The organism is Bacillus yunxiaonensis (genome assembly GCF_037104695.1).
GTDB lineage: Bacteria > Bacillota > Bacilli > Bacillales > Bacillaceae_G > Bacillus_A > Bacillus_A yunxiaonensis.
On record NZ_JBAWSV010000007.1, the window covers coordinates 16,246 to 39,320 of the forward strand.

Annotated in this window: 21 protein-coding genes and 1 other annotated feature; of the genes, 5 read left to right on the plus strand and 16 right to left on the minus strand. The window is 37.0% G+C overall.

The genetic code is table 11. The annotated features are described in order from the left end of the window. Positions 1–55: 55 nt before the first annotated feature. The gene (cls, locus tag WAX78_RS18680) at positions 56–1,600 is read right to left on the minus strand and encodes a cardiolipin synthase (protein WP_336483503.1); all 1,545 of its coding nucleotides are present in this window, start codon (positions 1,598–1,600) and stop codon (positions 56–58) included. A 75-nt stretch (positions 1,601–1,675) separates the two neighbouring features. Then, complete coding sequence (gene mecA, locus WAX78_RS18685; protein ID WP_336483505.1) at positions 1,676–2,344, minus strand: adaptor protein MecA; 669 nt, start codon at positions 2,342–2,344, stop codon at positions 1,676–1,678. A 439-nt stretch (positions 2,345–2,783) separates the two neighbouring features. Here mecA and WAX78_RS18690 point away from each other — a divergent pair, with 439 nt between their 5' ends. Beyond that, positions 2,784–3,452: a TerC family protein gene (locus WAX78_RS18690; protein ID WP_336483507.1), complete on the plus strand. Its 669-nt coding sequence runs from the start codon at positions 2,784–2,786 to the stop codon at positions 3,450–3,452. A 238-nt stretch (positions 3,453–3,690) separates the two neighbouring features. Here WAX78_RS18690 and spx read toward each other — a convergent pair whose 3' ends face one another. From spx to WAX78_RS18715, 5 genes are all read right to left on the minus strand, one after another. Then, positions 3,691–4,086: a transcriptional regulator Spx gene (spx, locus tag WAX78_RS18695; protein WP_020059817.1), complete on the minus strand. Its 396-nt coding sequence runs from the start codon at positions 4,084–4,086 to the stop codon at positions 3,691–3,693. Between the two features lie 443 nt (positions 4,087–4,529). Next, entirely contained in the window at positions 4,530–6,005 is a 1,476-nt protein-coding gene (locus tag WAX78_RS18700) for an aminotransferase class I/II-fold pyridoxal phosphate-dependent enzyme (RefSeq protein ID WP_336483509.1), read from the minus strand. A 262-nt stretch (positions 6,006–6,267) separates the two neighbouring features. Beyond that, entirely contained in the window at positions 6,268–7,707 is a 1,440-nt protein-coding gene (pdxR, locus tag WAX78_RS18705) for a MocR-like pyridoxine biosynthesis transcription factor PdxR (protein ID WP_336483511.1), read from the minus strand. Between the two features lie 236 nt (positions 7,708–7,943). Beyond that, positions 7,944–8,387 (minus strand): YfmQ family protein, encoded by a 444-nt coding sequence (locus tag WAX78_RS18710; protein WP_336483512.1) that lies wholly within the window; start codon positions 8,385–8,387, stop codon positions 7,944–7,946. A gap of 207 nt (positions 8,388–8,594) precedes the next feature. Continuing rightward, entirely contained in the window at positions 8,595–8,789 is a 195-nt protein-coding gene (locus tag WAX78_RS18715; protein ID WP_336483513.1) for a hypothetical protein, read from the minus strand. 441 nt (positions 8,790–9,230) lie between these two features. On the opposite strand from WAX78_RS18715, the gene WAX78_RS18720 reads away from it, so the two are divergent. Then, entirely contained in the window at positions 9,231–9,434 is a 204-nt protein-coding gene (locus tag WAX78_RS18720; protein ID WP_230574982.1) for a hypothetical protein, read from the plus strand. Positions 9,435–9,512: 78 nt separating this feature from the next. On the opposite strand, the gene WAX78_RS18725 is transcribed toward WAX78_RS18720, so the two are convergent. The 5 genes from WAX78_RS18725 to opp3b all read right to left on the minus strand — a co-directional run bounded on the left by WAX78_RS18725 (position 9,513) and on the right by opp3b (position 15,420). After that, positions 9,513–11,150, minus strand: a complete 1,638-nt coding sequence (locus WAX78_RS18725; protein WP_336483514.1) for a peptide ABC transporter substrate-binding protein — start codon at positions 11,148–11,150, stop codon at positions 9,513–9,515. A gap of 335 nt (positions 11,151–11,485) precedes the next feature. Beyond that, entirely contained in the window at positions 11,486–12,421 is a 936-nt protein-coding gene (locus tag WAX78_RS18730; protein ID WP_336483515.1) for an ABC transporter ATP-binding protein, read from the minus strand. Beyond that, the gene (locus WAX78_RS18735; protein WP_336483516.1) at positions 12,414–13,457 is read right to left on the minus strand and encodes an ABC transporter ATP-binding protein; all 1,044 of its coding nucleotides are present in this window, start codon (positions 13,455–13,457) and stop codon (positions 12,414–12,416) included. Before WAX78_RS18735 ends, WAX78_RS18730 begins: the two co-directional genes overlap by 8 nt. Positions 13,458–13,477: 20 nt before the next feature. Further along, positions 13,478–14,494: an oligopeptide ABC transporter permease gene (opp3C, locus tag WAX78_RS18740; protein WP_336483733.1), complete on the minus strand. Its 1,017-nt coding sequence runs from the start codon at positions 14,492–14,494 to the stop codon at positions 13,478–13,480. Beyond that, positions 14,491–15,420 carry an oligopeptide ABC transporter permease gene (gene opp3b / locus WAX78_RS18745; RefSeq protein WP_336483517.1) on the minus strand — a complete coding sequence of 310 codons (930 nt, stop codon included), beginning with the start codon at positions 15,418–15,420 and terminating at the stop codon, positions 14,491–14,493. Before opp3b ends, opp3C begins: the two co-directional genes overlap by 4 nt. A gap of 842 nt (positions 15,421–16,262) precedes the next feature. Here opp3b and WAX78_RS18750 point away from each other — a divergent pair. The 3 genes from WAX78_RS18750 (at position 16,263) to WAX78_RS18760 (ending at position 18,585) form a co-directional block, all read left to right on the plus strand. After that, positions 16,263–16,640 carry a DUF3899 domain-containing protein gene (locus WAX78_RS18750; RefSeq protein WP_413789211.1) on the plus strand — a complete coding sequence of 126 codons (378 nt, stop codon included), beginning with the start codon at positions 16,263–16,265 and terminating at the stop codon, positions 16,638–16,640. Between the two features lie 55 nt (positions 16,641–16,695). Continuing rightward, positions 16,696–16,912 (plus strand) — a binding site (T-box leader). A gap of 128 nt (positions 16,913–17,040) precedes the next feature. Further along, positions 17,041–18,030: a tryptophan--tRNA ligase gene (gene trpS, locus WAX78_RS18755; RefSeq protein ID WP_336483518.1), complete on the plus strand. Its 990-nt coding sequence runs from the start codon at positions 17,041–17,043 to the stop codon at positions 18,028–18,030. 396 nt (positions 18,031–18,426) lie between these two features. Next, the gene (locus WAX78_RS18760; protein WP_336483519.1) at positions 18,427–18,585 is read left to right on the plus strand and encodes a hypothetical protein; all 159 of its coding nucleotides are present in this window, start codon (positions 18,427–18,429) and stop codon (positions 18,583–18,585) included. A 205-nt stretch (positions 18,586–18,790) separates the two neighbouring features. Here WAX78_RS18760 and WAX78_RS18765 read toward each other — a convergent pair whose 3' ends face one another. The 4 genes from WAX78_RS18765 to WAX78_RS18780 form a co-directional block, all read right to left on the minus strand. Further along, entirely contained in the window at positions 18,791–19,537 is a 747-nt protein-coding gene (locus tag WAX78_RS18765) for a YjbA family protein (protein ID WP_336483520.1), read from the minus strand. A gap of 408 nt (positions 19,538–19,945) precedes the next feature. Further along, complete coding sequence (locus WAX78_RS18770) at positions 19,946–20,734, minus strand: DUF2268 domain-containing putative Zn-dependent protease (protein ID WP_336483521.1); 789 nt, start codon at positions 20,732–20,734, stop codon at positions 19,946–19,948. Positions 20,735–20,825: 91 nt separating this feature from the next. Then, entirely contained in the window at positions 20,826–22,064 is a 1,239-nt protein-coding gene (gene fabF, locus WAX78_RS18775) for a beta-ketoacyl-ACP synthase II (RefSeq protein WP_336483522.1), read from the minus strand. Positions 22,065–22,092: 28 nt separating this feature from the next. Beyond that, a complete protein-coding gene (locus WAX78_RS18780; RefSeq protein WP_336483523.1) occupies positions 22,093–23,025 on the minus strand; it encodes a beta-ketoacyl-ACP synthase III in 933 nt (310 codons plus the stop codon). Between the last annotated feature and the right edge of the window lie 50 nt (positions 23,026–23,075).

Sequence of the window (23,075 nt, forward strand, 5' to 3'; positions counted from 1 at the left end):
CCTAACTATACTACGCATTAGAGCGGAATAAAAAAAGACTCATTTTCATGAGCCTTTAGAGCAAAGGAGATAATAAACGATATGTTGATTCCACAATCCGCATCACAAGACGGCGCTTCTTAAAGCGATCAACATAAATTTCATTTGATACCAGCAAATCTTCTTCAAAATCTGCCACAAGCTTGCGAATACTATCTGTATCATATAAAAAAGCATTCACCTCAAAATTCAAATGAAAACTTCTCATATCCATATTTGCTGTTCCAATTGACGCCAAATCAGAATCAACAATGACAATCTTGCTGTGTAAAAAACCTTTTTCATATTCATATATTTTTACGCCTGCCTCTAATAATTCTGGAAAATAAGAACGAGACGCATAAAATACAGTCCTCTTATCCGGTTTGCTCGGCATTAACAAGCGAACATCCATACCCGCTAAGGCAGCTACTTTTAATGCTGACAAAATGTCATCATCTGGAATAAAATATGGCGTTGCAATCCAAATTGATTTCCTTGCTGAAGCAATCATCGCAAAATATAAATGCTTAATCGTTTCCCACTTACTATCAGGTCCGCCCGCAACGAGCTGTACGCCTCCCTGTCCTTCCCCTTCTACAGCTTCCACCTGTAAATAATTTGGTGTTAATACAGCTTCACCTGTCATGTAAAACCAATCTTGTAAAAAGATAAGTTGCAAACTTTGCACTGCTTCTCCTCGTAAATATAGATGAGTGTCTCGCCAAAATCCAAAATATTTATTTTCTCCTAAATATTCATCTCCAATGTTTAAACCGCCAACGAAGCCTTCATTTCCATCAATGACAACAATTTTACGGTGATTTCGATAGTTAATTTTGTCATTTAAAATAGGAAACCGTACAGGAAAAAACGGCACCATCTCAACACCTGCATGATTTAATTCCTCAATGTAGGTCTTTGATAGTTTAAAACTCCCTACTGCATCATATAAAAATCGAACCTTCACACCTTCTTTTGCTTTTTGGATGAGAATGTCTTTAATTTTTGTACCAATTTTGTCATCACGCACAATGTAATATTCCATATGAATATGATGCTTGGCCTTTTTCAACCCATCTAAAATAGATTGAAATGTCTCTTTCCCATTTGTTAATACTCTCGTTTCCGTATGAAAAGAAATATTTAGTGCTCCAAGACGATCGGCTAACCGAAACAATAATTCTTGATGTTCATGTTTTTTCAATATACGGTCCTGATAATACTCATTCCCTTTATACTGTAAAAACGCCTGCTCATCTAAAAGCGCCTTCTTTTGAAACATTCGTTTTCTCCGAAAATTTTGTCCAAATAGAAGATATGCGAAAAAACCTACTACTGGAAAAACCCCAAGCACCATTAACCATGTTAATGTTTTCGAGGGATGACGATTTTCTAAAAAAATGACAAATCCAATTAAAAATGCTGATATTGTAAATAAAGTACTTAAAATTCCTAAAAATGAAATATCTTTAATCCAAATTACATCTGTATAAAATGTTACATCAATAAACATGCGTAACAAAATAAATACAGCGAATAAAGCAATCAAAAAGAACAATAGTTTCAATATATTTTTCATATCTGGCCCCCTTACATACAATCCCTCTTCGTATATACACATTTAAAAAGCCGATTTCAATATAAAGAAATCGGCCTACATTCCAGGAGAAAAATGATTACGAATTGTTTCAAGTGCACTTTCAGCAACAATTTGCTTTCCGTATTCACAAACGCGATGAATCGTTAAAGCGGATTCTTCTCCATATTCTAATATCACACTTAAAATACGGTCAATCTCCTCTTCATCGTGCACTACCTCATCAAATTCGACATATAGATAATAGCGATCTTCAAATGAATATAATTCATCTTTTATCTCTTCAAATATGAGTCGATGACTTAATGAAATAACATGCTCAAAGTCCTCGAATTTAATTAAAAAGCCGAATATACCATCTTCGTTAAAAATTGCTCCTGCTTCTTCTATTTCCTGTTCAAATAACGATTCAATTCGCTCATCAAGAGGAATATCAATAATTTTATCGAGGCCAATTGGTAATTCTAATTTTTGTCCATCTTTCGAAAGCTGCGCTTTCGTCACAAGTACTTCAATTCCTTTTTCAAGTGCTTGAACTTGAATCCAAAGCGGTCCATCAATAAAAAAGTCATCATGGTCACGCACTTCATCCATCATTTCCCAAAATAGCTGTTCACTTCTATCTCGGTTATACCAAATTTCTTCACGGTTAAATCCGCGGTCCTCTATATCAATGTACGAGATATAAAATTTCATCGTATGATCATTAACTCTTTCAATATCCAAAATACACCTCTCCCTTCCTATTTGGAATGGTTATGAAGGGATTCCCCAATCATATTACAAAAAAAGTTAGAATCTTGTACTCTCATTTTATGATAAGATGCTCCAGAATGGAAATAAAATCACCATATTTAGAAAAAAAACAGTCATTTACCTAATTTTTCATTAAAGTATTCCCCTTAATCCCATAATGACTCTTCCTTCTTTCAAGAAAACATTGGACACGTTATCCACATAAATGATTGTCCTATATTCTTTTTTCCTGCATATGATGTAAACGAAACAAACTAAAAAGGACATTCCTTCTTCTGTGATTTACAATACATTTATCGTTCATATTAAGTACAATTCTTTTCTTACATAGTGATTCTAACGAAAACAAATCCAATCCTTATAGACAATATTTCTGTCTATTAGGACAGAACAAACGGAGGCAAACTGAATGGATTTAGACTTTCTCACATCCATCCTTATAATCGTTGGTATCGACGTTGTGTTAGGCGGTGACAACGCGATTGTCATCGCACTCGCAAGTCGAAATTTACCAGAAGCAGAGCGAAATAAAGCGATTGTTTTAGGGACTGGTTTAGCCATCATACTACGGATTCTTCTCACAGTACTAGCCGTTTATTTACTTAACATCCCATTTCTACAAGTAATCGGCGGTTTTTTCCTTACTCTCATTGCAATCAATCTGCTCACAGATAACAATCATGATCTTTCTAGTATTAAGCCAAAGACAACCTTATTTCAAGCCGTACGGACAATCGTTTTCGCAGACCTTGTTATGGGGTTTGATAATGTACTTGCAATCGCCGGGGCTGCACATGGAAATATTGCATTAGTTATCAGCGGATTACTCATTTCCATTCCTATTATCATTTGGGGAAGTAAACTCATTTTATTATGCATGGAAAGATTTCCTCTTCTCGTTTATATTGGCGCTGCCATCTTAGCTTATACAGCAGGTAATATGGTAACACATGAAAAATTTTTCATATCTTTTTTCGAGAGGAATCCATTTTTCACAGCTAGTATTCCCTTTCTCTTCACGATTACAGTGTTACTAGTTGGCATTTTTGTAAACCAATTAAAGCTGCGAAATACATGAAGTTCAACTACTCGGACGCTTTGGCTAAAGTAAAGTGAAACTTCCTCAGTGGGCGCTTTTTTTCACTGATGGAAAGCTCGCTCAATCGAGTTTTTACCCATGAGCAGCGGGATAACAATATCAGTGAATTATCACCTTTTTGCAAAATACGACATGCATAATCCGTACAAAAAGAAAAGGAGCCAATAGCCCACATTCCGCTAAAGCAGAATTGGGATTAGCTCCTTTTCATATTATATTAATTTACAAGACGCTGCGCTTCGCGTAATTGAAATGTTCTCACTGTACGTGGTAAGAAGCGGCGAATTTCATCTTCGTTATAACCAACTTGCAGGCGTTTTTCATCAATTATAATAGGACGACGAAGAATACCTGGGTAATCACGAATAAGCTTATATAAATCTTGAAGAGGTAAAGATTCTAAATTAATATTCAATTCCTGAAAAACTTTAGAACGAGTTGAAATAATTTCATCTGTTCCGCTTTCTGTCATACGTAAAATCTCTTTAATTTCCTCAATCGATAATGGATCAGAGAAAATATTACGTTCTGTATAAGGAATATGGTTTTCCTCTAACCATAATTTCGCTTTTCTACAAGACGTACAACTTGGAGAACTATATAGTGTTACCATACATTACTCACTCTCCTTAAAAGAGTACAAATTCTGTACTATTTCACATTTTCATAATTATGTTCAAACAAATTCTGTATCGCTCATGACTACTTGTCTAAAAATAAAGAAATTCAAAATTTGTAAGCGAACCTTTCTAAAAAAACAATTACTTTAAATAAGTAACTTCTATAATCATTATACAATAGAACAAGAAAGAAATATACAGTAAATTTTCTTCATAATATACATAAAAGTTATGTATAAGATGTGTATTTTGTAAGAAAAATTTGTGTATTCAGCTGACAGGAACATTTGTTCTTTTTTTATTTTATCAAACTACATTCCTTCTGTCTACATACGTATTTACATAAGCACTATACTTGAACATTCTAAAAAACAAAAAGACGTCTTAGTACTTTACTAAGACGCCTCCGGATATTTAATAAGTTTTATAAGGCTATTTATTTTATAGGACGATGTTCTTTTATGACACGTAACAATTTCATCTCATAATCCTCAGCACCTTGTACAGGAAGACCTGCTTCTTTGTTTTTTCTTGTATATATAAGGTTTTCTTCCGTAATAATCTCGCCAGGAATGAAAATAGGGATGCCTGGTGGATACACCATAACAAACTCGGCGATGATTCTTCCAACCGATTCTTCAAATGGGATCATTTCCGTTTCGGCATAAAAGGCATCACGCGGTGTTAACGCCAGCACCGGGATGTCCGGCAATAACACAGAAGCATTTATATTGAGGTCAGCCTGATCTTGAAATGTAGCCGACAATTCTTTCAATGCATGTACAAGTTTTGCTAGGTCTTCTTCGGTATCACCAGGTGTAATGAGACAAAGAATGTTATATAGGTCCGAAAGCTCGACTTCAATATTAAATTTTTCACGGAGCCATTTTTCTACATCGTACCCAGTAACGCCAAGCTCTTTTACCGAAATCAAAAGTTTTGTTGGATCCATAGCAACCGCAGCATTCGTTCCTAAAATTTCACGACCAACGCAGTACAAATAGTCAATTTCATTGATTTTAACACGTGTTTGCTCTGCTAAATGAATCGTGCGTTCCAATAAAGCTTGTCCCTCAGTCGCTAATCGTTTTCTTGCCACATCCAAAGAAGCAAGCAAGATATAAGAAGTGGATGTCGTCGTTAACATACTTAAAATCGTTTGTACATGCTTCGCTGAAACACGACTTCCTTGCACATTTAAAATGGAACTTTGTGTCAGTGAGCTCCCTAGTTTATGCACACTTGTCGCTGCCATATCAGCACCTGCTTGCATAGCAGAAAGAGGCAGCTCATCGTGAAAATGAATGTGAGCTCCATGTGCTTCGTCTACTAAAACCGGAATATCACGTTCATGAGCGATGTCCACAATTTTTTTCAAGTCGCCAGAGACCCCAAAATAGGTAGGGTTAATCACAAGCACAGCTTTAGCATCTGGATACTGTACTAACGCTTTTTCTACGGATTCAGGTGTAATGCCGTGTGAAATACCGAGATTCGGATCAACTTCCGGATGGATAAAAATAGGTATTGCGCCTGAGAAGATAATCCCGCTCATAATGGATTTGTGTACATTGCGCGGTACAAGAATTTTATCCCCAGGTCCGCAAACACTCATCACCATTGTCATAATCACACCGCTCGTCCCTTGAACAGAAAAGAAGGTATGCTCAGCGCCAAATGCTGTAGCTGCCAGATCTTGCGCTTGTTTGATGATTCCTTTTGGCTGATGTAAATCATCTAAGGGAGCGATGTTGATTAAATCTATCGCAAGTGCGTTTTCACCAATAAACTCTCTAAATTCAGGATCCATACCTTTTCCTTTTTTATGACCAGGAATATGGAATTGAATTGGTTCTTTTTCTGCATGTTCTACAAGTGCAGTAAACAATGGCGTGTTAGATTGAGAACACATTTTTAGCTTCCACCTCTTCATTTATCTAATTTCCCTTTGTTTTTCCATCCATTTTAGAGACTTGGATGAATGGGGAATCAACAGTTTACATTCAATCAAGTCGTTGTCCAGCACATAAAGCAATTAACGTTTTTTATTTTTATCTAAAATAAAAATGATTCATGAACTTCACATGAATCATTTCTATTTATCCCGCTATTCGCGGGAAATAAGCTCCCCCACCTCAAGATTTAGAGAAATCCTTTGTTTTTACTTTCTATATTCATGATTCTCGAATGTTATTTAAAGCCTCCGCGAATCTTGTAATGCCTTCACGAATGAAGTTCGGGTCTCCTCTTCCAAAAGTAAAACGTACATACCCTTTTTCTGAACCAAAAATACTCCCAGGAACAAAGACTATACCCTTTCGTATGGATTCTTCCAATAAATGATATTCATTAATCGAATTCGGTATCCTACACCATAAATGAATTCCACCTTCTGGAACCAGAAATTCAACTTGTTTACCTAAAAGTTCATCGAGACTTGAGGTCATTTGGTCCCTTCTCTGTTTGAGTTGTTCTCGAAGCATACAAATATGTGCATTAAAATGTTCCGATCTCAAAAATTGATTTGCCACCCATTGAGGAAATACACTATGTCCAAAATCCACTTGCTGCTTCCCATCCGCCAGACGTTGAATGACTTGCGAAGGTCCAATAACCCAGCCAATTCGTAATCCGGATGCTACAATTTTCGATAATGAACTAATATATAAAACATTTCCATTATAATCCATGGATTTTAAGGTTGGATTTACTTTTCCATTGAAACAAGTTAGGCTATAGGGATCATCTTCTACAATAGGTATACCAAAGTCGGACGACAATTCTAGAATCTTTTTACGACGTTCCAACGAAAGAACACTTCCTGTAGGATTATGATGATCGGGATTTAAAAATATCATTCGTAATCTATGTTTTTTGTGTAAATCTATAATATCATCCGGATTAATGCCATGTTGATCCATAGGTAAATGAAATGTTCTTAACCCAGCAGATTGGAATACCGGAAGGGAAAAACAATAAGATGGATCTTCAATCGCAACGGCATCTCCCGGCTTAAGCAAACATTGAACAATAAGATGAAGTGCTTGTTGAGCACCTGACGTAATAAGAATAGAGGATGGATCAGCATCTATATTTTTATAGCTATCAACATGCCAAGAAATTGTTTCCCTCAATACCTCATTACCTTGTGGATGATCATAACCTAAATGCCCTGTAAATGTTTGCTCTGAGAGAATGGCACGAAATTGATCGGTTGGAAACAAATCCGGCGACAATTCACCACCAGCTAAATTAATTAAATCGGTCTTTTGAGTTTCTGTACGAATACGCTGAACGAGTGGCAAATTGGGGAGAAATGAGCCATCCTCTACATATCGGCCCCAGTTCGGGATGCGTTTATGCGATATTCCCCATATATCTGTGCTTACACGCGTTCCGCTTCCTTTTTGTCGCTCTACTATCCCAAGCGACTGCAGCTCCTGATATGCAGATACTATAGTACTGCGATTAACTTGCAACTCTTTTGCTAAAGTACGTTCCGAGGGTAACATACTATTTGGTGAAAACTCTCCCGAAGAAATCCCATATTCAATATAGTCTGCAATTTGTTTGTAGACAGGCTTCTTATTCGCTCGATCAGGTTTCCATTCCATTCGGTTTCATCCTTATCATCATTTCTTTATTTATACTTCGGTGACATGAATAATTAAAATACATGTAAAAGTACTATCCTTCTTATAATAAACATACATCTCAAAAAAATAACCATCCACTTCCATGGTATTTTCATCATCCACTTATCTAAAACAATTCCATATATAAACAAAAAGGATTCCCTATATTTTAGGAATCCTTTTCTTTCTATTTTAGACGAAAACTTTGCAAATGCTTATAGAGCTTGAGCTGTCGTTTCATTCAATCCCCCTGTTACTAACATAGAACGTTTTTGGAGGCTTTTGGAACGCAGACTATACGCGACTACTTTCTTCTTGTACTGTTTGACTACATCAACATGATCGTCGTAACTGTACACAGAAAACCTAACATCGTTTTTGCCTCTTTTCGTATCAATAATCAATGGCGTCCCACTGCTATTTGGAGGAAAATAATATTTCTCTAAAAATAACGCTTCGTTAAAATGAGTAATAACTTGAATTTTGTCTTCACCTTCCAAGCGTTTTCCGTCAATAGTTACAGTGACCTTCTCATCACTAAATTTTGGATGCAATTCAAATTTTTGTGCAAATGAGTTCGCAACAGAGGTTGGTAGACACGTTACTATTATTTTAACAAAAAACATAAGAAACAACGAAAGTATAAACCAGGTCGTCATATTTTATCATCTCCGTTTCGTTCTAAAATAATATTTTTTGATTTCGATTCTTCTGTTGATCCCACTCCTGAATCATATCTTCGAAAATGAGATAATCCCCTTTCGAAATGAATTGACACAATAATTATGCGGCGACTAACAATGATGTTCGCTAACCTTTATCATTCATTTATCTCCGTCCACTATTGATTTTATTAAGCAGAAAGACTACAAGATGACAGTCGCATACCATGTAACTCCTATAAGAAGACTTAAAAGAAGTACGATATAAATAACAGACAAATTAGTCACATTCTGCTTCGTAGAGTTACCATAATTCTCCTCCGTATTTCTTGCAACTAATACCGTACCCAGGAGTGATACAATTATAATAATAATGACTAATAAAAATGCAAATTTCATTGGTTTTCACCTCTCTAAAATGAGCCTATTTGAACAGAAAGCCTAATAGATAGATTTCCGAAAAATTTTACATTTTCTAGATGAGGACATTTATCTATACTAAGGGGGCACTTGAATATAAAAGACACGTTCTATGCTTATGAACATAACCAATATAATGAAAGAATACTACCTTTTCCTTCTATAATAAGGGATATTTTTTTCAAAAGGTCCATCCAATTTCACAACATTTTGCTCATCCACTTTATGAGTAAAAAGTATTGTAATTGTAGCAATTGCTACTTCAAAAAGAAATTTAAACTTCTTTTTGAAGTAGCAAAAAGCAAACAACATACTAATTTATAAAAGTACTCACATTTTATGAGAGAATTCTTTCTTTTCTTTCTTTTCTATCTTTTTTCACATACAATACATATATACATATACAAAGGGGGCTTATGTATGGGGGCATTTTTTCTTGATTTTGCAATCGTTGCAGCATTAGTCATTGGGATTACCGCAACAGTCGGAATTATTACAAATGGGATTGGGGAAAAATTGTTTGGCGGTAAAGACAAAATGAAATTCGTAGATAAATCCTCTGAAGTGCAAGCCGGTTGGAATCAAGTCGGGGGTAAAGGAATTTATAAAAAACATACGTACTAAAAAAATGAAGCAGGATTCTAATCCTGCTTCATTTTTATGTTCATTATTTTAAACTAACTCTAGGATCAAAAGTTCATTTTACTTTACAGAAGCCCATTTAAAGCTTAGCTCTCCGCCATATTTATTGATATAAATATCCTGTATTGTTTCGCGCTGTAGATACGATCTTCCGCGTTGATAGATTGGTGCAATGACTGCATCGTCGAATAACATTTTCTCTGCACTCAATAAATTGTTCCAGCGCCCTTGTAAGTCTGAACCATCTTGTTTAGCTTTTGTAATAATTTCATCATACTTAGGATTTGAGTAACCCATTTTATTTTGCGCACCGTTTGTCACAAACATATCAAGGAATGTCATTGCATCTGGATAGTCTGGTCCCCAACCGCTAAATGAGATATCATAATCACCGCTGCTCTCTAATTTTAACAATTGCGCAAAAGGTTGTGTTTTCAAATTCACTTTTAAACCTGGTAAATTCTTTTCTAATTCACCTTTTAAATACTCACTTGTTTTCTTCGCTAAGTCTGTATCAGAGTTTAATAATGATAATTCAATTGTGTCTTTTCCAAGTTCTTTTTTACCAGCTTCCCAATACTTTTTCGCTTCTTTTGCATCAGTTTTTACAAGCTTTCCATTCTCTTTGCGGAAATCTTTTCCATCTGCTCCCTTAACAAAGTCATCTGGAACTAAACCATATGCTCCTTTTGAACCGTTATTTAACAGTGTATTTACCATTGCTTCGCGCTCAAAGCCCATGGAAATGGCTTTACGAATATTTTTATTCGCTAAAGCTGGATTTTTTTCATTTAAACGTAAGAAATATACTGTTGGATCGTGTACCGTTTTAAAATCGCTACCTTTTCTATATTTATCTACAAGTTCTGCCGATAAACCAACACGGTCAATTGCTTTTGTTTCATATAAATTTACCGCTGTTGCTGTATCTTTTACGATATTATAGTTGACTTCCTCTAATTTAACTGTTTTGTTATCCCAATAAGATGGATTTTTCTTTAATTGGAAGCTTTGTTCATGTTTCCATTCACTTAATACAAATGGACCATTATATAATGTTGTATTCGCTTCTAATCCATATTTTTGACCTTGTTCTTTCACATATTTTTCATCAAGTGGGAAGAACAACGGATATACTGTTAAATTCACAAAGTATGGAACTGGATTGTCTAATTCTACTTCTAATGTATAATCGTCAACTGCCTTTACACCTAATTGATCTACTGGCAATTGTTTCATATTAATTTTCTCTGCATTCTTCACATCAAACATTATGTAAGCAGATTTTGCAGCTGTATCTGGATTTACTGCTCGCTGCCAAGAATACACAAAATCTTTTGCTGTTACAGGGTCACCATTTGACCATTTTGCATCTTTACGTAATTTAAATGTATATTTCTTTCCATCTGCTGATTTTTCATACGACTCGGCAACACCTGGAACTAATTTTTGATCTTTTCCAAGACGATATAACCCTTCCATTGTATTGTTCATTACGCTAGAAGATGTCGCATCTGTTGTTAATGTTGTATCCATCGTTGGAAGCTCAGCTGTTTCAACCAGGTTAATCACCTGCTTTGCACTGCTTGTGTCCCCTTTTGCTTTCGCCTGCGAATCATCTTTTGAATATCCGCATCCCCCTAGAATCATACTTACTGTCAATGTTGATGCAAGTAGCATCGGCACCTTTTTCTTCATGTATTATACCCTCCCCAAAAATGTTAGCCCTTCCATTAAAAAGAATAAAAAGTAATTAAGTTCTAACAATTCATATTATACATACAAATTGATTATTTGTATACTTATTTTTCTATCTTATGAAAATTTTCTGTTAATATTTTATGTCTTGTAAGCGTTTTATAACGCGTTTTTCTCTCACTTTCTACTATTTTTTAATTTATTTAAATTATCAGAATATAATTACTGTACTTTCATCATATATGTTTTTATCAAATTACCTAAAAAAGAACAAATGATTTACCTTCTTCTAAAAACCAAAAAAACGAGCACATTTTTCATGTGCTCGTTTTCTCTTATTGATAAATTTCTTTATATTTCTTATATTCAGCTTCTGAACAAAGAATGAAATGTCCTGGGCGAATTTCGCGCATCTTTGGCTCTTCATTACCGTATTGATGCTGAGATGGATCGTACACGATACGTTTACGATTGCGCTCGTAATCTGGATCTGGAAGTGGAATTGCTGATAATAATGATTTTGTATACGGATGAATTGGATACTCATATAACTCTTCACTCGTTGCAAGCTCAACAATTTTCCCGTGATACATAACACCGATGCGATCACTAATATATTTTACCATTGATAAATCATGCGCAATGAATAAATATGTTAACCCTTTTTCTTTTTGTAATTTCTTCAATAAGTTAACTACTTGCGCTTGGATCGACACGTCAAGTGCTGAAATCGGCTCATCCGCGATAATAAAATCTGGCTCTACCGCTAGCGCTCTCGCAATTCCAATACGTTGACGTTGTCCACCAGAGAATTCGTGCGGGAAACGACTTGCATGCTCACGGTTTAGACCAACTGTTTCAAGCAATTCGTACACACGCTTCATACGATCCTCTTTGTTCTTTGCAAGACCATGAATATCAATACCTTCTGCAATAATGTCCGCAACGCTCATACGCGGGTTTAAAGATGCGTATGGATCTTGGAAAATCATTTGCATTTTACGGTTAAATTTCTTTAATTCAGCACGTGATTTTTTACCGTGCACATTTTCACCATTAAATAATACCTCTCCTGCTGTTGCATCATATAAACGAATAATCGTTCTTCCTGTTGTTGATTTACCAGAGCCAGACTCTCCTACAAGTCCAAATGTCTCTCCGCGGTAAATATCAAAGGTAACATCATCAATCGCCTTTACAACTCCGCCGCCCACATTGAAATATTGTTTTACATTTTTTACTTCAATCAATTTTTCACGATTATTAGTCATGCTGTTCACCCGCTTTCATTTGTCGAATACGTTTTTGGACAATTTCAGGCGGCTCCACTTTCGGAGCATCATCATGAAGTAACCACGTTGCTGCATAATGTGTATCACTTACCTTAAATAAAGGTGGTTCCATTTCAAAATCAATCTTTAACGCCTGTGGATTACGCGCTGCAAATGCATCACCTTTTGGCGGCTTTAATAAATCTGGCGGTGTACCTGGAATTGCATACAATTCCTCTTCTTCGCCATCTAAACTTGGCATAGAAGCTAACAATCCCCATGTATATGGATGTTTTGGATTATAGAAAATCTCATCAACCGTTCCAATTTCTACAACTTTCCCCGCATACATAACGGCTACGCGGTCCGCCACATTCGCAACAACACCTAAGTCATGCGTAATAAAGATGATAGCTGCTTCTGTTTTTTGCTGAATGTCTTTCATTAATTCTAAAATTTGCGCTTGAATTGTTACGTCAAGTGCAGTCGTTGGCTCATCGGCAATTAATAATTTTGGGTTACAAGCTAGCGCCATTGCAATAACAACACGTTGTCTCATCCCACCTGAAAATTGGTGTGGATATTGCTTTAAGCGCGCTTCCGGATTTGGGATTCCTACAAGTTCAAGGAGCTCTAACGCAACTTTGCGAGCATCAGCCTTATTCATTCCTTGATGTTTAATAAGACCTTCCATAATTTGATTACCGATTGTCATCGTTGGATTTAACGATGTCATTGGATCTTGGAAAATCATTGCAATTTCTTTCCCACGAATTTGCTGCATTTCTTTTTCTGATAACTTCGTTAAATCACGACCATCAAAAAGAATTTCTCCTTTTTTAATGCGCCCTGGCGGCTTTGGTATTAAGTCCATCAACGCTTTAGATGTAACGGACTTACCAGAACCAGACTCCCCTACAATTGCTATCGTTTCTCCTTTTTTCAAGTCAAAAGAAACTCCGCGCACTGCTTGTACTTCACCAGCATGTGTGTCAAAAGAAACATGTAAATCTTTTACGTCTAACAATGTTTTCATCATTCGTTCTCCTTTCTTCCTTATTTACGCATTTTCGGATCTAACGCGTCACGTAAACCGTCTGCTACTAAGTTAAATGCTAAAATCAACATACTAATTACGGCCGCTGGAATAAACATCATATGCGGATATGTTTGAATTGACTTATACCCATCACTTACTAGAGAACCTAATGATGCTAACGGCGGCTGAATTCCAAGACCAATGAAGCTTAAGAAAGCTTCTCCAAACACCGCACTCGGAATTGTGAACATTGTCATAACAATGATAGTGCCCATTAAGTTTGGTACTAAATGCTTTACAATTAGTTGTGTATTTGTTGCTCCAAGTGTACGTGATGCTAATACATACTCTTGATTTTTCATTTTCAATACTTGTCCACGAACAACACGTGACATTCCAATCCATCCTGTAATAGCCATCGCAAATGTAATGGATAAAATACCAGGGTCCATTATAATTACCATTAAAATTACAATAATTAAGTGCGGAACACCGTTTAAGATTTCAACGAAACGTTGCATTAAGTTATCAACGCGGCCTCCGTAGAATGCGGAAATACCACCATATGCAACCCCGATGATTAAATCAATTGCCGCTGCTAATAATGCGATATATAAAGATACTCGTGTCCCTTGCCATGTTCTTGTCCAAATATCACGGCCAAGATCATCTGTACCAAACCAGAAATATTCTTTAACATCATGTTTTTCATATTGGTCTACACCGTATTGATCCACACCATCAAACGGCAACCAATGAATATTCTCTAACACTCGTACTTTCGGTGGCAATTTCGCACGATTTAAATCTTGATCTTTATACGAATACTTACTCATCATCGGACCAAAAATCGCTAATAACGTAATGAGAAGGAGAATAATCATCCCAAAAACTGCACCTTTATGTTCAAACAGGCGTCTTCTTACATCTTGCCAAAACTTTATACTCGGACGGGCAATGACTTCATTATCAGTATTGCTGCGATTTGCTGGTTGAAATAAATCTGGCGATAATTTTTGCACATCTTTCATTATTTTTTCCCTCCCGCTAAACGAATACGAGGATCAACTACACCGTATAGTACATCGACAATAAATATAACAAAAATGAAAATCGCACTATAGAAAATGGTTGTACCCATAATAACTGTATAGTCGTTCACTGAGATAGACTTAACGAACTGTTCCCCTAAACCTGGTATAGCAAATACCTGCTCAATAACAAGTGTTCCTGTCAGCAAGTTAGCAACCATTGGACCTAAAATTGTAATGATCGGGATAAGAGCATTTCGCAGTGCATGTTTTACAATGATTACACCTTGACTAAGCCCTTTTGCTTTTGCCGTTAAAATGTACTCAGCTTGCATAACCTCAATTAATTCTGTACGTGCAAAACGAGCTATTGTAGCTGTTACACCTACAGATAATGCGATCGTCGGTAGGATTGTATATTCAAATCCCTTCCAGAACGCTACCGGTAACCATCCAGCTTGTACCGCTACATAATATTGTAATAATGCCGCAAAAACGAATCCTGGTACAGACATTCCGAGTACCGAAATGAACGTCGCCCCGTAATCAGCCCACGTGTTCGTACGAAGAGCTGCAACAATACCAAGTAGTAATCCCATAAAAGTCCCTAAAACAATTGCTTGAAGACCTAATTGTGCAGATGGACCAATACGGCCAACAATCATATCCGTTACTGGACGGTTGTCATATTGGAATGATACCCCTAAATCCCCTTTAACTAAATTCTTCATGTAATGTGCATATTGCACTGGTAGAGGGTCATTTAAACCATACTTTTCTAAAATGATTTCTCTTTGTGCTGGCGATAACTTCTCTTGGTTTTTAAGCGGAGAACCCGGCAATAATTTCATTAAAAAGAATGTTAATGTTGTGATTAAAAATAAAGTAATAATCATGTACGCGAAACGTTGCAATGTATAACGTCCCATAACTAGCACCTCCCCATTTTCTCAAAAGCAATAAGATAGTTTAAAATATTCTTACTATTATTTTTAAAATAAGAGTATATGCCCATCATAGGCATATACCCGTTGTAACCGATGGAATAAAGTATATTATTGCTGGACAAAAGCCCATTCGTAAGAAAACTTGTCGCTATAATTATGTTTGACAACATCTTTTACAGCGCTTTGTTGCATATATGATGTTCCTTTTTGGAACACAGGAGCAATAACTGCATCCTCTTGAATAAAAACTTTCTCAACTTTTAACAGTTCATTCCAACTCGGTATAGCTCTTCCACCCTATCGCCTCACACTTTAGAACATTCAGAATATTATACCGAAAAATACATCCCTTGTCGGAATTTTATGTACTTCTGTTAAATTAAACCCTCGCTTCCCATTGTTATTACTTGCCGCCTTCGCTTGCTTATTCTCTTTTTGTCTGCAAGCTCCTAGCATGCTAACTATTCATGCCAATGCAAGTAATAATAGCAGCTTCTTCTTCAAGTTGTATTACCTCCCCTACGTGCACCCCCTACGCCCTCACTATGTGAAAATATAGAATTGAAAGAATAATCTCCAAGTTTCTACAATTTTCATTATACATATATTAGGCCAATTGTGAATATAGTTTTTTATTTTTTTGTTAAAATTTTTAAATTAAAATGTATTTTTAGTATCTTTTGTAAAGAAAGAAATTAACATTGCAGTGGCCTAATTGCAACAAAATACGCAATTATGTATATTTTTCTAAAAATTCTTTATAGTACTCATTATAACTTTTATAGTATAATAATTCTAGTAATTTTTTTGTGGAGGTGCAGCATTTGAATACGCTTTTTTCACGCATTAGTATACTAACAGGCATCACAATTACGGTTTCTTGTGTATGGGCTTTTGTTCTTTCTACTTCCTTTTTGTTGAATTTTGTCAATATTATGTTTTATATCGCTTTACTCTTTATTATTATCGGAGGATTTTTATTTCTATTTCAGCGTGGTTTTTTCAATGTAACAATGTATGCTTTTAAAAAACTAGGTCGATCAAATAAAAAAATTGAATCTTTAGTTGAAGATGAAGAAAAGCGCGATCCGAAAGAAATATTGTACCGCACATATTCTTTTGCATGGACATATCCTATCGTTATTACTGCTATCATATTAGGAGCACTATCAACAATCCTTACCTTCACTGTTCTTATATAATTTGCAAACCACTCATTGTGTGTTATAATAGTGCAAAAACATTTTACAAATTTATATGCATGCGATGAGAAAGAAGAGTACATATTGAGGCAATTTCAGAGAGCTTGTGGTCGGTGAAAACAAGTAATTGTACAGTATGGAATGGGCTTTTGAGCACCAAACCGAAACGCTTTAGGAGTAGGCTTTGGCGTTACATCCAACGTTACAATGGATAAAGAGATTTTGCTTTAGCAAAATAATTAGGGTGGTACCGCGGTCCATTCGTCCCTATTTTTAGGGATGAATGGGCTTTTTTGTATTATAAAAGCGGAAGCGGCTTGTTCAAAATTACAAGGCGCTAGAACTCTAAGCCAAAATATCAAAAATGAAAACTATACAACTTTTTAAGGAGGAAATACATATGTCAGTTATTTTTTCAGGCATTCAGCCAAGCGGAACAATTACACTTGGTAACTATTTAGGAGCAATGAAGCAGTTTACAGAACTGCAAAATGAGCATGATTGCTACTTCTGTATTGTTAACCAACATGCGATTACTGTACCGCAAGACCCAGTACAGCTTCGCAAAAATATTCGCAGCCTAGCAGCACTATACGTAGCATGTGGCATCGATCCAGAGAAAGCTACATTATTTGTACAATCAGAAGTTCCAGCACACGGTCAGCTTGGATGGATTATGCAATGTACTGCGTACGTAGGCGAATTAGAACGTATGACACAATATAAAGATAAGTCACAAGGAAGAGAATCTGTTCCGGCTGCTTTATTAACATACCCACCATTAATGGCAGCAGACATTTTACTATACAATACAGAGATTGTTCCAGTTGGAGATGACCAAAAACAACATATCGAGTTAACACGTGATTTAGCAGAACGTTTTAACAATCGTTATCGCGAAGTATTTACGATTCCGGAAATTCGCATTCCAAAAGTAGGTGCACGCGTTATGTCATTAACAGAACCTACGAAAAAAATGAGCAAATCAGATCCAAATCCAAAGTCAATGATCAGTATGCTTGATGATCCTAAAACAATCGAAAAGAAAATTAAAAGTGCCGTAACAGACTCTGACGGTATCGTAAAATTCGATAAAGAAAACAAACCTGGTATTTCTAACTTATTAACAATCTACTCTTCATTCTCAGGGAAAACAATTGAAGAACTAGAAGCTCAATATGATGGAAAAGGATACGGCGACTTTAAAGGTGACTTAGCACAAGTTGTTGTTGAAGCAATCCGTCCAATTCAAGATAAATATAATGAACTTATTAACTCTGCCGAATTAGATGAAATCCTTGATAAAGGTGCTGAAAAAGCAAACCGCGTCGCAATGAAACAACTTCGTAAAGTCGAAAATGCAATGGGATTAAGCCGCAAACGTCGATAAGCGGATAAAGTGAAACTTCCATCAGTGGGGCTTTTCTTCATCCCCCACTGATGGAAAGCACTCACCAATCGGGCGCATGCCAGCAGTTATCCCCACCTATCTTCTGTAGAAAAGCGGAAGCGGCTCGCCCAGAATCGCAGGACGCCCACGCCCAAGGCAGAGAGGCGCTTTTTGCCTCGTCCGAGGGAGCGAAACGACCGGAGATTCTAGCCGCTAGAGCTGGGCAACGATTTTCTCTGAATCTTGAGGTGTTGGTCTTACTGCCCGCGAATAGCGGGATAAAAAAGAATCTGCTGCAAAGACATGGTTGCAACCTCCTCTTTTTTCGTTCATGTATCTCTTATATGCATACTTCTACTTGTATGGGACACAGCTAAACTGAAAGGAGTGACAACCATGGACCGTCGCAGAACACAAAAAGCAGAACCTGTCCTTGCACCTGGCATGGACGATGGACAAGAACTAGAACGAAGCGCTGCCCCTGAAGAAATTGAACGCGGAGAATATACAAAAGTCGTGAAACTATCTTACGACGAAGTAGACGCAGCAGAATAAGAAAACAGCGGTGACCAAAAAGAGCTCTTTTTGAATATGAGCTCTTTTTTCTTATGTTGTTTATCATCGAACGTCCTTTATTTTTTGTTCAAGCACCGATATATTTTGCCGCATGTATAAAAGAAAATGCCAAATACTGATGTACACCCTAATAGTTAGACCAAAAATCTAACTATTGAGGTGCAGTACAATACTTGGCAACCTTCTAATTTACCTTTTGCTCGTTTTCCATTTCCCACAACTTTTCAAAGAACGGTTGTCCTCTCACAAGTCGTTCACAAAGCTGTTCATGTTTATCTGACCAGCCATACTTTGCTTCTTCATATAAACGGTTCCACACTTCTTCAAATGGCAAGTGCTGCACAGATGGATATGCTGCTGGATCCCATTCTGTATACCAATAGCGAATCTCCGCTGGGTTTTTCGTTGTATGTAGTTGATCTAGCGCCATAAAGAGCAGTTGTTTTAATTGTCTTTCTTTCCGCGTTAGCCCATTCATCATATGCGGGGAAGGTGATAAAATATGATGCTCCTTTTGCGATCCTTCCACTTCAAAATCATATGTTTCTGCCTGTACGTTTTCTACCATTTCATACACCATTTGCTCTTGTCTTGGAATCAGTCGGCTTTTGCGTATCGGAATATTGTATCCGATTGTATCAATTGCAATAATTCCTTTTCCATCTGATACAACAAAACAATACTCTTGTTGCAGTCGTTCATGGTTTTTTCGAATATACGCCTTATGATGTACGTCTTCCAATAGTTTTGGCGGAAGCTCTAGCAATTCGTTCTCGATGTAATGATATAATGTGGAATCTACTTTTACTAATGGTACTTGATCTAACAATTCGATCGTATCATCCTTCCGCCATTCATAGAAATGACAGACGTTATACCCGTTTTCTTCACCTTCAAACCAATTTACCCATACATCATGCAGATATAACATTGTTTACCCCTCACTTCACAACTGTTTGTAGCTCTCATTATGGTCATCTTTCGTAAAATTTATTCCAATGAAGGAAATATATTCTTATTATTAATTTCTTCATTGTCTCTCACCTTTCATTCTCATCAAGTAAACTTTCATTAGTAGTTTTTTTCATCTTCCACTGAACCAATCGGACACATTATCCTTCACCTATTTTCTGTAGAAAAACGGAAGCGGCTCGCCCAGAATCGCAGGACGCCCGCGCCCAAGGCAGAGAGGCGCTTTTTGCCTCGTCCGAGGGGGCGAAACAACCGGAGATTCTAGCCGCTAGAGCTGGACAACGTTTCCCTTTGAATCTTGAGGTGGGGCCGTGAATAGCGAGACAAAATAAAAAAACTTAGCCACAGCTAAGTCCATACATCATTCTTATGATTCAAAAGAAACTGCTTCTTTTAAAATCGTTTTCGCATCCATTTCTAGTAAAGCATTTGTATTATATTTCGTATGCGCTACACAATCCTTTACGATATGAAATCCTACAGCATATCCAAGCATACGTGGATAGAATCTCCATCCATTTAACAACATATCATGCTCCCGGGTCATTCGGTTCACATTACAGCTATCATGTAGAAACCGATGCCAAAGCCTAATTGCTTCCTGTTTGCTATAATAAGACACCCACGGAGCATGATAAGAATCTCCATACCTTTCATACACTGCTTGTTCTGCTAAGCCCTCCATAACCATCGTATCCAGAATCGTATACTGTTCTTCTTTTATTTCAGTTTCATGGATACGGCATATGTGGTGGTATTCATGGGTAAGCAATGCCTTTAACTCACCAATCGAATTTTGTGAACTCACAAATAAAAATAAAGCATCTCGAATTGATAATCCTGCTTTCCCGTTATACTCTCGCTGAATAGTTCGGTTAAATGGATCAGATAATAAAATAAATACTGGTATATCAGGTCCTTTTAACCATTCCCGTAATTCTTTGTACTCTAATGCCAGCTTCTCCCATACTCGTTTTTTTTGCAATATGTCGATTTCCTTCTCGCCATCTATCACTGGGCGAAACATTCCTTTTGAAACAAGAAATCGATACAACGCTTCTTGTTGAAGCGGAAAATATTTTGTAAACTTCTCACAAATTTTTTCTGGCTCTTGATAATACGTACGCATCCATTCTACCGTTTTAACCACGCCCATCTTTCTCCCCCCCCTTAGTTCCATACATATGCAACTAACTTAAAGAAGGCATAAAAAAAGTGCAGATTTTCATCTGCACTTTTTTCTTTTATTATTTATATGCTTTAAATACTAATGCTGCGTTATGACCACCAAAACCTAATGAGTTACTTAATACAGCACGTACCTCTTGTTGTCTTGCTTTATTTGGCACACAATCTAAGTCACACTCTGGATCTGGTGTTTCATAGTTAATTGTTGGCGGAACAATACCATCTGTAATTGTTTTAACAGATATAATTGCTTCTACTGCACCAGCTGCACCTAGTAAATGTCCTGTCATTGATTTTGTTGAGCTTACCGCTACTTTATATGCATGCTCACCAAATACTTCTTTAATTGCCATCGTTTCATACTTTTCATTCGCTTCTGTACTTGTACCGTGCGCATTAATATAATCAATGTCTTCCGGCTGTAATCCAGCGTCAGCTAATGCCTGACGCATTGCACGAACACCGCCTTCACCGCCAGGAGCTGGCATTGTAATATGGAATGCATCGCCTGTTGCACCATAACCAGCGATTTCTGCGTAGATATGAGCACCACGTGCTAACGCATGCTCTAACTCTTCCAAGATAATGATACCAGCACCTTCGCCCATAACAAAACCGCTGCGATTTTTATCAAACGGACGACAAGCTGTTGCCGGATCTTCATTAAATGTTAATGCTTTCGCAGAACTAAACCCTGCAAATGCTATATTTGTTAACGGTGCTTCTGCTCCGCCTGTAATCATCGCATCCGCGTCACCGCGCTGAATTACTTTAAATGCATCACCGATTGAATTCGCTCCTGATGCACAAGCTGTTACTGAACAAGTATTAATTCCTTTTGCCCCAGTAGCAATCGACACTTGACCAGCTGCCATATCGGGAATCATCATCGGTACGAAAAATGGACTCACGCGACGTGCACCCTTTTCCATATATACTCTGAATTGTTCTTCGTATGTTTCCATACCACCAATTCCAGATCCAACCCACACTCCGATACGAGGAGCATTCTCTTCTGTAATTTCTAATTTCGCATCTTCTACAGCCATTTTTGCAGCTGCAACAGCATATTGTGTAAAGCGGTCCATACGACGCGCTTCTTTCTTATCGATATATTTCTCGACTTCAAAGTCTTTAATTTCCGCTGCTACTTTTGCCGGAAACTGTTCTGCATCTAAGCGTGTAATACGTCCGATTCCAGATACACCATTTTTAATATTTTCCCAAGCAGTTTCTACATCCGTCCCTACTGGAGTTACTGCTCCTAATCCTGTAATTACAACACGCTTTTTTTCCATACAAAATACACTCCTTTTCTCTCAATCCTTATTTACCCCAACGAAGAGCAAGTGCTCCCCAGGTTAATCCACCGCCAAAACCAACTAATATGATAAGATCACCATCTTGAATGCGTCCATTTTGCAATTCTTCTACCATAGCAATTGGAATCGAAGAAGCTGACGTATTCCCAAACTTAGAAATCGTCGTGCTCATCTTTTCCTGTGGTAAATTTAATCGCTCTCTCGCCGATTCCATAATACGAATATTTGCTTGGTGAGGCACTAAAAAGTCCACATCTTCTTTCGTAAGGTTTGCCTTTTCTAAAACACGAAGGCAAGAATCACCAAGTTGACGAACAGCAAATTTAAAGACTTCTCTTCCGTTCATCGTAATATATTCATCTTGATAAAGGTGCTTACCACCACTTCCATCCGCTCCTAATTCAAATGAAAGAATACCTTTTCCTTCTGAAACAGCTCCCATAACGACTGCACCTGCTCCATCGCCAAATAGAACCGCTGTATTTCGGTCATTCCAGTCTACAATTTTAGATAACTTATCGCTACCAATTACTAATATATTTTTATAAGTTCCAGTTTGAATAAATTGTTGTGCGGTAATCATTCCGTACATAAAACCAGCACAAGCTGCACCTAAATCCATAGCTGCTGCATGCTTCGCTCCAATTTGCTCTTGAACTACGCAAGCAACCGCTGGAAACGAACGATCTGGCGTTACTGTTGCAACTAAAATAAGATCAATTTCTTCCCCGCTAATCCCTGCATTTTCAAGTGCTTTTTTTGCAGCTTCCGCAGCCATATATGAAGTATCTATTGTATCATCAGCAATTCGTCTTTCTACAATTCCTGTTCTTGTACGAATCCATTCATCAGATGTGTCCATCATTTTCTCTAAGTCGTGGTTTGTGACAACTTTTTCCGGCACATATCTCCCGATCCCTAAAATGCCTACGTTCACATTGCAACCCTCCGTTTTATATCAATTATTATGACTTGGTACTAATTTTA